We start from the raw sequence: 16,369 nt of genomic DNA on the forward strand, positions 1-16,369 counted from the left end.
TGCTATCGTTATGTAAAGTTTTACTACATTTGTGCAAATTATGATAAAAATGGAAAAAGAAAAGTACTTAGAAACCACTATCAGTCAGGCTATAAGTAAAATATTCAAACTACTTTGGTTGGATAAGAAAGACATCTCTGCCATTTATATTTATTCCGTTTTTGCAGGTTTAGTTGCCCTTTCTCTTCCTTTAGGTATTCAGAGTATCATCACTTTTGTGATGGCCGCACAGATGTCAACTTCTATAGGTATTTTAATAGCGATGGTGCTCACGGGTACTTTCTTAACTGGTTGGCTGCAGGTTAAACAACTAGAGATTATTGAGAAAATTGAGCAGAAAATATTTGTGAGATATGCCATGGAATATGCACATAGGCTTCCAAAATTAGATATTTCCAAATTGGATGCTTATCATTTGCCAGAACTGGTCAATCGTTTTATGGATGTGGGCAGTTTACAGAAAAGCTTACACAAGCTTCTTGTGGATATTCCGGCTTCCATTATTCAGATTCTTTTGGGTACCATTTTACTGGCCTTTTATCACCCTCTTTTTATAGCTTTTGGTTTGGTTTTACTATTGATCGTCATTCTGATTATCAGATTTACTTCAGCTAAAGGCTTTAAAACTTCTATGGAAACTTCCAACTATAAGTATATGACCTTGGGTTGGTTTGAAGAAATGGCCAGAAGTATAAAATCTTTTAAATATGCCAGAGAGACCCGGCTACATCTGGATAAAACAGATGGAATCATTACAAAATATGTAAGAGCCAGAACAGACCACTTTGCGACGCTAAAAGTGCAATACTGGAGCATGATATCCTTCAAACTGCTTATTACCGCAGCTATGCTTATACTGGGTGTAAGCCTACTTACCAGACAACAAATTAACATTGGCCAGTTTATAGCATCAGACATTGTCATCATTGCCATCATAGCTTCCGTAGAGAAATTGATCGTAAATATGGATCAAGTCTACGAGTCTCTAACAGCTGTAGAAAAGTTAGATAAAGTTGCTAAAGCAGATATTGAACCTACAGGAACAGTAAAATTAGATCCTAATAAGGAGTCTGTAACTATCAAATTTGAAGATGTTTCATTTGGATATTACCCTTCTGATTTAAAGCTAAAAGATATTAATATAGACATCAAAAAAGGAGAATGGCTTTTGATAAAAGGAGAAAGTGGTGCAGGAAAAACAACTCTTTTAAGGCTTTTGACGGGGGCTTTTCAAAATTTTGAAGGAAAGCTTTTAATAGATGGCATACCCATAAGAAATTATGATGTGCAATCCATTAGAAATCAAACGAGCTTTTTGCTTGGACAGCAAAATATTTTTGAAGGAACCCTTTTACAGAATTTAAATCTGGACAATAAGGGTGTCAGCTTGACCGATGTTAAATCCATTGCGGAAATTACAGGCTTACAAGGCTATATTGAAGGTTTACCTCATGGTTATGACAGTGTTCTAGACCCTGTAGGGAAAAGAATTCCTGCCGTTATTAGGCAGCAGATTCTGCTTACCAGAGCATTGCTATGTAAGCATAGACTTGTTCTGATGGAAGAGCCGTTTAGATATTTAAATCAAATGCAAAAAGAAGCATTAACAGCCAAACTTAAAGCGGATGGAAGTACGGTAATTCTTACATCAAAAGACAGTTACTGTGAAAAATTAGTAAATCAGATCGTAACCCTCGAAAACGGAAAATTGACTTATGGATAATCATTTTGAAGGAAACACCTACTTGAAGAAGGATTTAAGGGGAAGTGTAAAGGCATTTTCAGAGATTTACAAAATAGACCAGAAAAATTCAGTGTTCAAGTGGTTTATGGGTATGGCAGTATTGTTTGCCTTGATTTTGTTTCTGCCATGGACACAGAATATCAGAGCTACGGGTAAAGTCAGTACTCTAAGGCAGGAAGATAGACCTCAGGAACTGAACACCATTATACCCGGTAAAATAGAAAAATGGTATGTGAAAGAAGGCGATTTTGTGTCAAAAGGAGATACCATTTTAAAGTTAGGCGAAGTTAAAGTGGATTATTTTGACCCTATTCTAATAGACAGAACCCAAAAGCAAATAACTGCCAAACAGGGGAGCATTAATGCCTACGAGGGAAAAGCTCAAACAGCAGGAAAACAGATGGCGGCTATAGAATCTGCCATGAAATTCAAACTTCAATCCATAGAAAATAAGTTAGGACAGCAAAAAATGAAAATTGCGAGTGATAGTGTTTCACTGATAGCAGCGAATAATGCTTTCTTGGCTTACAACCGACAGTTTAAAGCTGCTCAAACGATGTTAGACAGTGGAGCCATTTCAACAACCGATTTTGAAAAACGTAGAATTGCTTTTCAAGACGGACTGGCAAAACTGAATACGTCAGAAAATAAGTTTACGCAAAGCAAACAGGAATTTCTTAATCTTCAAATTGAGAAAAACACCGTGGTTCAGGATTACCTTGAAAAACTGTCAAAGACGGAAGGAGAACGATACAGCAGTATTTCTTTGGCGGCAAATGGTGAAGCAGAAATAGCTAAACTAGAAAATCAGTTGGCTAATTATGATGCCAGACGTGAGCTCTATTATATTTTGGCTCCGCAAAGTGGTCAAATTACGAAGGCTAGAAAATCAGGAATAGGAGAGATGTTAAAAGAGGGCGAGAATATCGTGGAGATAGTTCCTGTGAATCCTAGCTATGCCGTAGAGATGTTTATTGAACCCATGGACTTGCCATTAATTCAAATAGGTCAGAAAGTCAGATTAGTTTTTGATGGCTTTCCTGTGATTGTTTTTAGTGGTTGGCCAAATAGCAGCTATGGTACTTTTGGAGGTGTAATAACCATGGTAGAAACCTCCAGCAGCCTTAATGGGAAATTTAGAGTTTTGGTGGCGGAGGATGCTGAAGAAAGAAAATGGCCCACTACGTTAAGAATGGGAGGTGGAGCTAAAGGCATCTCTCTGCTCAAAGATGTGCCAATCTATTATGAGCTATGGCGGAATATTAATGGCTTCCCACCAGAATATTATCAGGCAGAAAGCTCTATCGCTAAAACGAAAGCAAAATGACATTAAGAATAATATACCTATGGCTTTTCTTCCCGATTCTCTCGATGGGACAGGATATGCTGTTCTTTGAGACCTTTTTAACAACTTTCGAAGAAAATCATCCTGCTTTTAAGATCTCGGAGGCAAACGTCAATCAATCTAGAGCTCATTTATTGGCTACAAAAGGTGTCTTTGACCCCGTTTTAGCTTACCAATCGGATAATAAGACTTTAGCAGGAGACCAATACTATAATACACAGAATCCAGAATTAAAGGTTCAAACTCCTTATGCCTTGCGGCTTAAAGCAGGAAATGAATATACTTCTGGCAAATACTTAAATCCACGTGAGACCTCAGGTAACCTCACCTATTTTGGTTTAGAACTGCCTGTTTTGAAGGGTTTGCTGATGGATGGCCAGAGGGCAGCCAGAAAACAGGCGGAATTGATGATTTCTCAAAGTGCCGAAGAGCAGCGTCAAATGCTCAATGACATGTATTTGGATGCCATTGAAGCTTATTGGCTATGGGCAGCATCTTTTCAAAACTATGAGCTATTAAATGAACAAGGTATGAATGCCCAGAAGCGATTGGAAATGACAAAACTTGGATTTAATAATGGAGCTGAGGCACGAGTTGATACGGTTGAGGCTTTTTTACAGGTTCAAAATATCAAATTACTCAGCCAAGAGGCCTATATAGATTTAAGGAAAAACACCATAGCCTTGTCGGCTTTCCTTTGGGATACTGATGGAAGCCCATATTTATTAAATGAAACAGAAAGGCCACAACCAATGCCGACCAACCTAGAAGCGGTGCCTATAGATGAGATGGTATATTTAGCCAAATTAAACCATCCGGAGCTTAAAACGTATCAATTCAAATTGGATGGGCTAGATGTGGAACGCCAACTAAACAGGCAGGCTATGCTGCCGACTTTGGACTTAAAATATAATCTTTTGGGGAAGGATTATTTCTCTTCGGAATATGCTGTTAATCCATATTTGGCTAACAATTACAAATTTGGTATCGATTTTAAAATTCCCTTATTTTTGAGAGAAGGAAGAGGTAAGTTTGCGAAAACGAACTTCAAAATTCAAGAGACTACCTTTCTTCAAGAGCAGAAAACCTGGAATATTGAAAATAAAGTTAGGCAGTATGCCGTTGAAACAGACTTACTAGCGAATCAGCTAGGTACAGCGAGTCAACTGGCCGATAGTTACAGATTTCTGCTACGCAATGAAGAACTTAAATTCTCACAAGGGGAGAGTTCTCTTTTTCTGATTATTTCTAGAGAAAACAAACTCATTGATGCTCGAAAAAAGATATTAGAAGTTAATCTGAAATATTTGAAAGCGTATTTTAAACAAAGATGGGCGGCTGGATTATTAGCACCCACTAATTAAATTTATAATTATGGTTCTCGTACATTTATTAATCAATAATAAGGAGTATTTAAGCCAAATTTCTGAATGGCTCTTAAGAGATAATTTTGCTTTTTCAGTGGAAATAGACTACACCCGAGAGCATTATATTCTTGATAACGAAAAGCTAATAAAAGAAACCGTACATAAACTTTCCTTTATCTCTGAGGCCTCCAAGTTTAGCCAGATTCAAAGTGCCCTAGAAGAAAAATACAGAGACGCCTTGAAAGAAATTTATTCGGTACCTATTGTATATCAAAACTGGGCTTCTTTATAGCTTTTTATAGAAAATAAGGTATAAGAAAAGGCGGCATTTGGATTTCCAAAATGCCGCCTTACTTTTTAATGCTAAGATTTGTATAAAGTGGGTTAAACCACCACATTTACAATCTTCTTCGGCACTACTATGATTTTCTTTAAGGGTTTGCCATCCATCCATTTGATAACGTCTGCATGAGCTAATACCACTTTTTCAATCTCTTCTTTACCCGTTTCTGCAGGGAAACTCAATTTAACGCGAACTTTTCCGCCTATTTGTATAGGATATTCTATTTCATCCTCTTTTAAGAACTCCTCAGAAAAATCTGGGTATTCTTGAGAAGTGATGCTGCCTTCTTCGTTTCCTATTTTAGCCCAAAGCTCCTCTGCGATATGCGGTGCATACGGAGAAATAATGACTAGTAAGAGTTCTAAAATTTCCTTTTTATGGCATTTTAAATCAGTCAGTTCATTCACGCAAATCATGAATGTACTTACGGAAGTATTGAAAGAGAATGTTTCAATATCTGAACCTACTTTTTTGATGGCTTTATGCAAAGCTTTTAACTCTTCTGGCGTAGCTTTTTCATCTACTAAAAGCGACACGCCATTCTGGTCAAAGAACAAACGCCAAAGTTTTTTCAAGAATCTTGAAGTACCTTCAATTCCTTTTGTGTCCCATGGTTTAGCTTCTGTCAATGGTCCTAAGAACATCTCGTAAAGACGAAGGGTATCTGCACCATAACGGTCTACTAAAATATCAGGATTTACGACGTTGTATTTAGACTTCGACATCTTTTCTACTTCGCTTCCGCAAAAATATTTACTGTTTTCCAGAATGAATATGGCATTGGCATCCACATCATTTCTGGTCGACTTAAAAGCCTCAACATCTAAAATATCATTGTCGACAATATTGACATCGACATAAAGCTTTTGCGTATCGTAATCTTTTCTTAAACCATAGGAAACGAAAGTTGGTACTTCGGTATTCTTCACTCTGTAAACAAAGCTAGAACGCCCCTGAATCATACCTTGATTGATCAGTTTCTTGGCAAACTCCTCTTGTTTTACAAAGCCTTTGTCTTTTAAGAATTTGTTCCAAAAGCGGCTATACAGTAAGTGACCTGTAGCGTGTTCTGTACCTCCTACATATAAGTCAACATCTTGCCAGTAATCCAACGCTTCTTTTGATGCGAAAGCATCCTCGTTTTTGGCATCCATATAACGGTACCAATACCAGCTACTACCTGCCCAACCTGGCATAGTAGATAATTCGTAGTCATAACTAACAATCTCCCCTTCTCCCTCTGGGGAAGGGGTTGGGGGTTGGGGTACATATTTCCAGTCTTTTGCTCGTCCTAAAGGTGGCTCACCGGTTTCTGTAGGTTTGTACTCGTCAATTTCAGGAAGAACTATTGGCAAGTCAGACTCGTCCACCAAATAGGGTAGCCCATTCTCCTTGAAATAGACAGGAACAGGCTCTCCCCAGTAACGCTGACGAGCAAAAACAGCATCTCTTAGTCTGTAATTGATTTTACCTTTTCCTACTTTATTTGCCTCAATCCAGTTTATTAATGTGTCAACGGCTTCTTGGTATTCCATGCCGTTAATCATGCCCGAATTGATGTATTTTCCTTCTTTCGATGCGTCAGCAGCTTCTTCTAAATTTAGCTGAGCGTCAGAAATAGCAGGAATTGGCAAATTGAAATGCTTTGCAAAATTCCAATCTCTTTGGTCGCCACTTGGCACAGCCATCACAGCTCCTGTACCATAACCTGCCAACACGTAATCAGCAATCCAGATAGGAACTTGCTCGCCATTGACAGGATTTACGCAGTAAGAACCCGTAAATGCTCCAGAAACCGTTTTAACGTCTGACATACGGTCTAATTCAGAACGTTTCTGCGTTTCTAGTTTATAGGCCTCAATGGCTTCTTTTTGCTCTGGCGTAGTCAATGTGTCTACCCATTCGTGCTCAGGAGCCAAAACCATAAAACTCACGCCATAAATGGTGTCAATTCTAGTGGTAAACACTTCTACTTTGCCTTCAAAACCTCTTTCTTTTAATAAAGCTGTCTCAGCTACTGGAAATTTGACAGAAGCTCCTTGTGAGCGACCAATCCAGTTTTTTTGTTGCTCTTTGAGCGAATGCGACCAATCTACGTTTTCTAAGCCATCAATCAATCTGTCGCAATAGGCCGTGATACGCATCATCCACTGACGCATTTTTTTCTGAATCACAGGATAACCACCACGCTCCGATACACCATCTTTTACCTCGTCATTTGATAGCACCATGCCCAGTTCAGGGCAAAAGTTTACCATAGACTCTGATAAATAGGTCAATCTGTAATTTAAAGTGGTTTTGTATTTTTCATCTTCCGAAAGGGCATTCCATTCGGCAGCCGTAAATTCTGGTAATTCATCATCACAAACGGCATTGGCCGCAGCAGAACCACCTTTGGCAAATAATGCTTCTAATGTTTCAATGTCCTCAGCTTTATCCGTGTCTTTATTATACCAGCTATTAAAAAGCTGCATAAAAATCCACTGCGTCCATTTGTAATATTCTGGTGAAGAAGTACGAATTTCTCTGCTCCAGTCGTAACCAAAGCCAATATTCTTCATTTGACCTATGTAGGTTTCAATGTTTTTTTCTGTTGTAATGGCAGGGTGCTGCCCAGTTTGAATGGCGTATTGCTCCGCAGGAAGACCAAAAGAGTCAAAACCCATAGGGTGCAAAACGTTAAAACCTTTCAGTTTTTTATAGCGGCTATAGATGTCAGAAGCGATGTAACCCAGCGGATGCCCCACATGCAAACCTGCCCCAGAAGGGTAAGGGAACATGTCTAGTACATAAAATTTAGGTTTTGAGTGGTCAATATCGACTTTATAGGTCTCATTGCTTTCCCAATATGCCTGCCACTTTTTCTCTATTTCCGAAGGATTATAAACTGCCATTTCTGCCTTTTAAACTTAAAATTTTGGCAAAAATAGGGAATTGGTGGGAGAGTGTCTAGAAAGGGTTTGTCTATTGAGGTTTTATTGTTGTGTCTGATGTTAAATGTCGGTTGCTAGATGCTTGTTGTTTAATGTTTAAATGTCAGTCGAGCGAAGTCCCTGCCCGTCCGGAAGGCGGGGAGTACCAATCATCATGGTATATTTACAAAAGGTGGTCAAGTGTTTAAAACAAATAAGTTTTTAGGGCAGTTAATTATTTGTTATTCTTTTAAAAGGTCAAAAAAGAAATTGACCTTTTACCAGTAAATAAATCTAAAAAAAAACGGCTCCACCTATTTATAAGGCAAAGCCGTTTTGTCATTTGAAATGCTACTTTTAAGAAAGAGCCGCCTTCGCAAATTGAAAGCATTTACCCACTTCCGTTACAGGGTCAGAGTTTTCTGGTACTTTGTATTCTAACTCAATGGTGCAAGGGATGTCGTATTTTTTGTCTCTTACCAGTCTCAGTATCTCTTTTATTGGTGTGTCACCTTCTCCCCACGACAAGTTTTCAGCTCCGTTGGCTTTTGACTGGCGGTCTTTGATGTGCATACTCGTGATTCTGTCGTGACGGGCTTCTATCAGCTTCAATAGGCTCTCCTTTGTATTATCTCCACCGGCGGCTATATAATGACCGCAGTCTAAGTTCATGGAGTTATAAGGAGATTGTGCCAGAGCTTCGTCCCAAATAGTATCTGTAGCCGTGGTATGAAGATGATAACCCACGTACATTTTGTTTTTTTCTCCTAGTTTTCCAAGTCTTGAAGACTGTGCCGAATCTCTAGGTAGCTCTAACGTAACAGATTTAGCTCCCAATGCTTTAGCAGCTCGCATAGCGTATTCTATCTCCGCATCGGTATTATCTGCTCCGAAGGCATTTGGTTTAAAAGCATAAATGCTCACACCTGCTTTCTTGTACATTTTAGCAAACTCTTTGAAAGGTTTCATAGAGACGGTTTCACGCCATTTAGCCACATCCATTTTATGCTGGTCCATTTTGCCTTGCTCTTCATCCGTTGGTTTTCTTCTTTTGCCATTGACATAAAATGTGCTGTTATCAATTGGGCTTTTAGGTTTTCCTGCGTATTCTTCGGCAGGGTCGCCCATCAGTTCAATGGCAGAAATGCCTGCATCCACACAGTATTGAAGCACTTGTTCCGCACTTCCTGGCAAACTTCTGAAAGAATAGGTGATGGTGCCAATCTGCACTCCATTGATAAGGGAATTTGGTTTAAGAACACCCGCATAGGCTTTTGAGCCCAATACTAATCCACCAAGTATGGCGGCAGACGAACTGTATATAAAATCTCTACGATTCATGTAATTATTTTTTAGGGTTGGTATAAAGAATAAATGTAGGGATTTTGAGATAGATTAGAACAAATATTAGACTAAGTGGTGGATTTTCTTGACCAGTTAGTTTCCTTACCTGATACTTCAGAAAATAAACTTAGTTCTTAGTGAAACGCCTTTATTACAACGGCATACGGAGAAGGGTTTATTTTTTAAACGGGAAGGATTGGTAAGGGTTAGAATCACATAGATAATTGACAACTTTCATGTAGTATTTGCCAACTGGCACAATTATCACGGATTAAACACTAATGAATTGTGGGGGATTTTGCGTTTGATAGATTGCAAATCGCTTATTTGAGTCTATTTCAATCCTTTCATCTACTACTTTTGGGCTTTACTTAAAACCCTCGTAATTTTCGGGAATACAACCCATAAAAAATGAAATTTCTCAAGTTGCCTTATCTCTTTTTTTTCGTCATTTCCGGTGCTTTTGCACAAAATCCAATAGTCTCTTCCGACGACTCCGAATGGTGGAAACGAAATAACCTTCGCTTGATTCAAATGAATTTGCCTGACTATGAGGCGGCCAATATTGATGCCGATGAAATCGTGGAAGACTTAAAGGCATTTTCTGCCAATACTTTAATCATCAATGGGGCAGGCATTATGTCCTTTTACCAGTCGGACTTAGATTTTGAATACACCAATCCTTATATGAAGCCCGGTGAAATGGGAAGAATAGTAGAAAAATGTCACGAAAACGGCATTCGCGTCATCATTCGTTTTGATTTTAGTAGGGCACATGAAACCATTTTTAAAGCTCATCCAGACTGGTTTTATATTTCAGCCAAAGGAGAAAGAATCATTAATACGGATAAATATGTGGTGAGTATCAATGCCCCATATGTACAAGATAAGGCCTTCAGGATAGTCGAAGAGGTGATTTCTAAATTTGATATTGACGGTATTTTCTTAAACATGCCGGGCTATCAAACCAGAAATCCTTATGAAAACATATATGTAGGCATAGACCAAAACGAATATGATAAAAAAGCCTTTTCTGAATGGAGTGGTGGACTGGTATTACCACTCAAGGAAGACCGAAACGACCCCGTTTTTAATCAATATTTAGCGTTTAAAACGGCGAGCATCGAGCAGTGGTCTAGAAACCTACATAAAATAGTTAAGTCTTCCTCTGAAAAGCGTTTGTCCAATGGAAAAGTATTACGTGCTTCTGGAAAGAAGATAGCCATTTGCACCTATTTAGAAGAGTCTGTAGACATTATCAGGCATGAAAGTCAAACGCATGGCTTGCCATATTGGCCGTACACGGCTTCAGATAACACCAACCATATAGAGCAAACTTTTCCTGATAAAATTGTAAGCAATGCCAGTATTCAACAGATTTCGTTTCAAAGCAGATATAATGCCATAGAACCAGAGGAAATAAGCATCAGACTTTATGAAAATATAGCCAATGGAAGCGGTACAGATGTAAGTTTGATGGGCGACTTAAGAGACTATGAGGACGAAAGGAACTTCGGAACCATGAAGAAGATTTATGCTCATCAGAAGAAGTTTGAACCCTATTTTGGAAAATATGAGAGTATGGCCCATGTGGCAGTAGTGGCTCCAGGGTATTGGCCAGGAGGGGATAAAATGGAGGAATACCGTGGCCTATCGCTCATGCTGAAAGAAGCACATGTGCAGTTTGATATTATTCAGGATAATCATTTGGCAAACCTTTCAGACAAAATAAAGCATAAATACAAGGTATTGATTCTCCCAGATATCAATTATCTAAGTGAAATTGATATTAGGGCTCTAAAAGAAATTTCTAAATCGGGAGTAAAGCTTATCGCGACCAACACCAGCCTTTTTGATAATCCTGAGGCTTTAAAGGAGCTTTTTGGAGCTACTATAGTCCAATCAGAGAATGATGGAGCAGGGAATTATTTGACGCCAAATAGAAAAGACATTTTCAAAAGTTTTGAAGGTCAAAGTATGGTGCATTTCAAGTTTAACCTAGGGCTTTATAATTTCGATGACGGGGTAGAGACTTTCTTGCCCATTTTAAGCAAGGGCCGACCAGGACCACCAGAAATGATTGGTGGACATGAACCAACAGGTTATTTTGGCATGGGAATGAAAAATAAGGTCAACGTTTTGATGCCAATGAACATTGGTAAAATCTATTATCAACATGGCTATGAACAGCATAAAAACATTGTTTTAGATGTTTTACAAAATATCTACCCAAACGCTTTTAAGGAAGCTATCAGTTCAGCTCATCCACGGGTAGAGATTATCTTACAGGATTTTATGATGAATACCGAAAAGGTGACCATTCATACACCGTTTAAGTCAAATGGGCATATTCTTCATTTGGTGAATTTGACAGGATTTAGTGGGAATACTTACTTTGAACCCCATGTACAACAGAACATTAAATTTGAAATCAGAATGGATTTTAAACCCAGTAAAATTTGGACCATGCAAGGAGGAGAGAAGCTAGACTTCACTTACACCAACGGTTATTTGAAAATGACATTACCTGCCTTGACAGATTTTGAAGGTATCGTTATTGAAAGATAAATCGTAATGCTCTATATGCAGAAAGCCGTCTCCTAATTTATTAAGAGACGGCTTTTCTATTGTTAAAATGGTTTTACCTTTTTTTTTCTTGTATCCTGAGATAGAGAAATATAGAATAAACATATATAAAGGAATTAGCGTAAGGAAAGCCATTTGCGTATCCCATATATCAGCCAGTTGACCATAAATTAAAGGTAATATAGCTCCTCCAGCAATCATCATAATTAGCCAAGCTGATGTGAGAGGGCAGAGCAAGTCTCATAAGTAAAAAGTAAGCTCTGTGAATTACTTATTTGAAAATTTTCTCAGAGGAGTCCAAATAAAAAGAGGCTGTCTCACATTTTTGAGACGGCCTCTTCTAACTCGATTAAACTTATGATTTTATTTCTTAAACCCAACTTTATGACCCCAAATAGCATAATATAGAATAATAATATAGCACGGCAATAATATCCAATAACTGTTATTAGCAGAAGTAGCCAATGCTTGTGCTTCGGCTATGCCGTTGGTCATTAAGTCGTGTTTACCTGCGTCTACTATTCTGCCATACAAAGGCGGAATAATGGCACCACCCGAAATTGCCATTACCAATAAAGCGGATCCTGTTTTGGTGAATTTACCTAAGCCATGAAGCGTTAAAGGCCAAATGGCAGGCCAAACCAACGCATTAGCAATACCTAATGCTGCAACAAAAAGTACAGAGGTGAAGCCTGTTGTAATTAAAATACATATGGAAAAAACAATTCCTAAAGCCGCACTAATTTTTAATGCCAAACCTTGACTTAGGTATTTTGGTATTAATAATACACCTAAAGCATAGGTGAACACCATAGCCATAAGGGTATACGAGGTAAAGTGACTAGCTTGGTCTGCGGGTAATCCTAAAGATAAACCATAGGCAATAATAGAATCACCGGCAATAACTTCAGCACCTACATAAACAAACAATGCTAATACCCCTAACCATAAATGAGGAAATTGGAATATACTAGTTTTGGCTGTTGTACCATCTGCAACTTGTTCATCCACATCGCCTTCTAATTCTGGCAGTGGTGCTTTTAAAATTAACAAACCGAATAAAAACAAAACAGTTGCCATTATAATATAGGGTGTTACCACACTATTTGCCATGGTGTCAAGCAATTGTGATTTTTCATCGGGCGAAACAAAACTTAATTTATCTTTTACATCATCTATGCCAGACAATAATAAGGTTCCAAAAACGATGGAACCAATAGAGCCTGCCAGCTTATTAGCAATGCCCATCATTGCTATTCTTTTTGCCCCACTTTCTATGGGTCCTAAGATGGTAATGTACGGATTAGCGGCAGTTTGCATAAGCGTCATACCGGTGCCTTGAATAAATATACCAGCTAAAAACATCCAATACGTTCTGGCTTCTGCGGCAGGTATAAATACCAATGCCCCAACAGCCATAATCATTAAGCCTATTGACATTCCTTTTTTATACCCTACTTTTTTTAATAAATAAGAAGCGGGCAATGCCATCACCACAAAAGCAACATAGGAAGCGGTAGCTACTAAATAGGCTTGGGTGTCGGTTAATTCATTTATTGTTTTCATAAACGGAATTAGAACCCCGTTTATCCAAGTTACAAATCCAAAAATGAAGAACATAGCTCCAATAATGAGCATTGGAACCAGATTGTTGTTAGAACGATTATCTGTCATACAAATAGGTTAGTTATTAAATTATTTTAAAAATATATAAAAGGTCCTACATATTTCTTAATAACTACTAATTATTTTCAATTTAATCGAACATTTCGTATGAAGATTGTCTAATATTTCTGAGCTAAAACGAGAGCCCCCAGCGGCTTGCTGGTAGGCGTGAAGTCGCCCATCATCACAAAATCTGTGAGCAGCATATCTGCATAGGTCATGAGATTAGCAAGGTAAACTTTTGGAGCCGCGGTCATCTCAATTCCGAATTTAAGCTTCTGCCCATTTAGTTTTATCATTAGCCTATCTTTAATTCTGAATGATTTTTGACGACTTTCATCAAAATCTTTAGAATAAAAGTCGAAGGCCAATTGGCTTCCTTTAGAACAAATTTTAGAAATCTCTTTTAAGGTTTGTTTCAGCTCGTTTTCGTCAACATTTACAGTAAATCCCTCTAAAAGAAAGAAGGTTTTCTTCTTGATATCAAAACCATTTAAGGTCAGTTTTTGAACCCAATCCTGCGTTTTAAAGTCTGTGGAGATGGTATTAATCCATGATTGATCCATTTCTGCTCTTTGGGACACCACACGTTTTTGACTTAATACGGCTTCATTGTCGAGCTCATAAGCCGATATGTTTTTATGATGACAATACTTTACTAAACGTGTATCAAAACCAGCACCTATAAGTACGACTTGCTCTATGCCATCAAATTTTTCTTCATATAATTTATCAAAAAACAGTGTTCTAGAAGCCAAAAGTGTATAAATGGATTCTTTTTCGGGCATAGAAATGCGTGCAATACTTGGTAAATAACCCGTCAACCTATTGGCCAGTATGGCGGGTAAAAACATATACCATACTCCAGCCATGGACATTTCTGGTAGGTTGCTTAGCATCTCTACCGCATCCGTATCTTTCCGCTGTCCAAAAGTATGAAGCACCCATTTATTAAAAAGTGAGTTCGTCACAGAAACAGGAAGCTTTACAGCACTCCTTAAGGCTAAATACTTAATGATAGATAGAAGTATCCCAAAAATAGTAATTGGGAGCAGAACAATCTGAAAAACCAAGTAGGTCAAAAATTGAAATATTTTCATATAAATAAATACTTTATAGGGAGGACACTTACACCAACGAAAACCCTCATCAAATAGTTTTTAATTATCTTATGTTTAATTGGTCTCTTAAAATTTTAGCAATTTTTCCTTTAATGAAATTGTCGAGAATCTTCTAGAAACTCGCACTCGTAAATGAACGTATTCCCTCATATTTTAGTTATCAAATTTCAAAACAGTATGTCAGATAAGAAATATGAAGCACAGACTTTGCATTTAATTTCTTTATCCTAAATCTCAAACTATTGAATAAAAAAGTAGCCGTTTTTAGAAAAGAGCATTTCAATGCTGCTCATCGACTTCATAGATCTGCTTGGTCTAATGAAAAGAATGTTGCTGTTTTCGGCAAATGCAATAATCCCAATTATCACGGTCATAATTATAACTTAGACATCAAGGTAACTGGTGAGGTGAATCCTGAAACGGGCTATGTGATAGACATTAAGATTCTATCAGATTTAATTCAGGAGCATATTTTGGATGCCTTTGATCATAAAAACCTAAATTTAGATGTTCCTGAGTTCAAGGATTTGAATCCTACAGCAGAGAACATTGCAATAGTTATACACAAAAAACTAGAAAGAGCCCTAAATAATAAAGAGCTAGAATTGAAAGTAAGGCTCTATGAAACTGAAAGAAACTATGTTGAATACCCCGCATAATAGAGACGAAGAAATAAATGCCATCGGCGACGATCACATTGCATCTAATGCTTTTTCAACGCCACTTAGACCAGATGCTTTTGACATGGATGATGATACTAAAATGGAAAAAATAGAAGAACATTTTAGAGAAATCATGCACATCATGGGTCTGGATTTAACAGATGATAGCCTTAGTGGGACACCTAGGCGAGTGGCCAAAATGTACGTAAAGGAGCTTTTTTCTGGATTAAATCCGAAAAACTTACCCGCTTTGACACATTTCAAGAACCATTATAAGTATAGAGAAATGTTGGTGGAACGTGATATCATGTTCCATTCTAACTGTGAGCATCATTTTGTGCCCATAGTAGGTAAAGCTCATGTGGCATACATAGCCAATGGGCATGTGATAGGTTTATCTAAACTACATAGGGTAGTAAATCATTTTGCAAGAAGACCGCAGGTTCAAGAGCGAATGACCATTCAAATTGGGGAGGCTCTAAAAACGGTATTGGGAACAGAAAGTGTAGCCGTTATTTTGGATGCAGATCACATGTGTGTATCGTCAAGGGGGATAAATGATCAAACCTCTTCTACGGTCACTACTTTTTATGGTGGAAAGTTTATGGAAACAGAAACTAGAAATGAATTTATAAAAATGGTGGGTCTAAGACAGGGTGTGTTGAAGTATTGATTTGTAAGTCTGAGGTAGCTATCATATAAAAAGAAGGGGCTTTATCATTCATTTGATAGAGCCCCTTTTGATTTTCTTTCTAGGTTCGTGCTTGAGTTTAAAGCTCCTTGATTTTGATATTTTGAAAGTAAACGCCTTTTGCCCAATCTTGAAGGGCAATATGTCCACTACTGGCTTTTCCAAAATTTTCAAAAGTCTTAAAATTACTTTCGGCAACCACTTTTTTCCAGTTTTCACCGTTGAAGTCTTCTTCTGCAGTAAGCACATCATTTAGCCAAAACTGAACATTACCGTCTACTTGTCTGATTTTGGAATGGTTCCAGCTCCCGCTAGGCTTAGGGGTCACTTCATTATTTATTTTCTGGAAACCATATAAACATGCCGCCCATCGGGTTGAATCTTGAAGATAATCTGCTTGAACGCCAGCGTTATCTAAAAGTTGATATTCTGGTCCGCTGGTCCAAGCCGTCGGGTTTTCTTCAGATTCCATGACATTGATAAAAACGCCACTGTTTCCTGCCTTTGAAATATTCCAGTCGAAGGTTAATTCATAATTGGTGTATTGTGCGTCTGTCAGCAAATCTCCATGTTCCACTTCAAAAGTATC

General features: G+C 38.0%; 13 protein-coding genes. 7 read left to right on the forward strand and 6 right to left on the reverse strand.

The window, feature by feature from the left end; translation table 11 throughout:
- Nucleotides 1–49: 49 nt before the first annotated feature.
- From ACTBZY_RS17025 to ACTBZY_RS17040, 4 genes are read left to right on the forward strand one after another with little or no spacing between them, the layout of a single operon-like run.
- Nucleotides 50–1,723 carry a peptidase domain-containing ABC transporter gene (locus ACTBZY_RS17025; RefSeq protein ID WP_463047552.1) on the forward strand — a complete coding sequence of 558 codons (1,674 nt, stop codon included), beginning with the start codon at nt 50–52 and terminating at the stop codon, nt 1,721–1,723.
- Nucleotides 1,716–3,071, forward strand: coding sequence for an HlyD family secretion protein (locus tag ACTBZY_RS17030; RefSeq protein WP_463047553.1), 1,356 nt, complete (start codon nt 1,716–1,718; stop codon nt 3,069–3,071). The genes ACTBZY_RS17025 and ACTBZY_RS17030 overlap by 8 nt, the downstream gene beginning before the upstream one ends.
- Nucleotides 3,068–4,453: a TolC family protein gene (locus ACTBZY_RS17035; protein ID WP_463047554.1), complete on the forward strand. Its 1,386-nt coding sequence runs from the start codon at nt 3,068–3,070 to the stop codon at nt 4,451–4,453. Before ACTBZY_RS17030 ends, ACTBZY_RS17035 begins: the two co-directional genes overlap by 4 nt.
- A gap of 10 nt (nt 4,454–4,463) precedes the next feature.
- The gene (locus ACTBZY_RS17040; RefSeq protein WP_463047555.1) at nt 4,464–4,748 is read left to right on the forward strand and encodes a hypothetical protein; all 285 of its coding nucleotides are present in this window, start codon (nt 4,464–4,466) and stop codon (nt 4,746–4,748) included.
- 92 nt (nt 4,749–4,840) lie between these two features.
- On the opposite strand, the gene leuS is transcribed toward ACTBZY_RS17040, so the two are convergent.
- Together leuS and ACTBZY_RS17050 are read right to left on the reverse strand one after the other, a co-directional pair.
- Nucleotides 4,841–7,693 (reverse strand): leucine--tRNA ligase, encoded by a 2,853-nt coding sequence (gene leuS, locus ACTBZY_RS17045; protein ID WP_463047556.1) that lies wholly within the window; start codon nt 7,691–7,693, stop codon nt 4,841–4,843.
- A gap of 375 nt (nt 7,694–8,068) precedes the next feature.
- Nucleotides 8,069–9,052, reverse strand: coding sequence for a sugar phosphate isomerase/epimerase family protein (locus ACTBZY_RS17050; protein ID WP_463047557.1), 984 nt, complete (start codon nt 9,050–9,052; stop codon nt 8,069–8,071).
- 414 nt (nt 9,053–9,466) lie between these two features.
- On the opposite strand from ACTBZY_RS17050, the gene ACTBZY_RS17055 reads away from it, so the two are divergent.
- The gene (locus ACTBZY_RS17055) at nt 9,467–11,623 is read left to right on the forward strand and encodes an alpha-amylase family protein (RefSeq protein WP_463047558.1); all 2,157 of its coding nucleotides are present in this window, start codon (nt 9,467–9,469) and stop codon (nt 11,621–11,623) included.
- Here the strand turns inward: ACTBZY_RS17055 and ACTBZY_RS17060 are convergent.
- The 3 genes from ACTBZY_RS17060 to ACTBZY_RS17070 form a co-directional block, all read right to left on the reverse strand.
- Nucleotides 11,579–11,845, reverse strand: coding sequence for a hypothetical protein (locus ACTBZY_RS17060; protein WP_463047559.1), 267 nt, complete (start codon nt 11,843–11,845; stop codon nt 11,579–11,581). The two genes, ACTBZY_RS17055 and ACTBZY_RS17060, sit on opposite strands and share 45 nt — an antisense overlap.
- 159 nt (nt 11,846–12,004) lie before the next feature.
- Nucleotides 12,005–13,315, reverse strand: a complete 1,311-nt coding sequence (locus ACTBZY_RS17065; RefSeq protein WP_463047560.1) for a sugar MFS transporter — start codon at nt 13,313–13,315, stop codon at nt 12,005–12,007.
- A gap of 110 nt (nt 13,316–13,425) precedes the next feature.
- A complete protein-coding gene (locus ACTBZY_RS17070) occupies nt 13,426–14,406 on the reverse strand; it encodes a class I SAM-dependent methyltransferase (protein WP_463047561.1) in 981 nt (326 codons plus the stop codon).
- A 263-nt stretch (nt 14,407–14,669) separates the two neighbouring features.
- Between ACTBZY_RS17070 and ACTBZY_RS17075 the strand changes: the two genes are divergently transcribed.
- Both ACTBZY_RS17075 and folE read left to right on the forward strand, forming a co-directional pair.
- Nucleotides 14,670–15,086, forward strand: coding sequence for a 6-pyruvoyl trahydropterin synthase family protein (locus tag ACTBZY_RS17075; RefSeq protein ID WP_463047562.1), 417 nt, complete (start codon nt 14,670–14,672; stop codon nt 15,084–15,086).
- Complete coding sequence (gene folE / locus ACTBZY_RS17080; RefSeq protein ID WP_463047563.1) at nt 15,049–15,762, forward strand: GTP cyclohydrolase I FolE; 714 nt, start codon at nt 15,049–15,051, stop codon at nt 15,760–15,762. The genes ACTBZY_RS17075 and folE overlap by 38 nt, the downstream gene beginning before the upstream one ends.
- Nucleotides 15,763–15,859: 97 nt before the next feature.
- Here the strand turns inward: folE and ACTBZY_RS17085 are convergent.
- The coding region (locus ACTBZY_RS17085; RefSeq protein WP_463047564.1) for a 3-keto-disaccharide hydrolase at nt 15,860–16,369 on the reverse strand (510 nt) is incomplete at its 5' end.

Source organism: Arcticibacterium sp. (assembly GCF_055134445.1).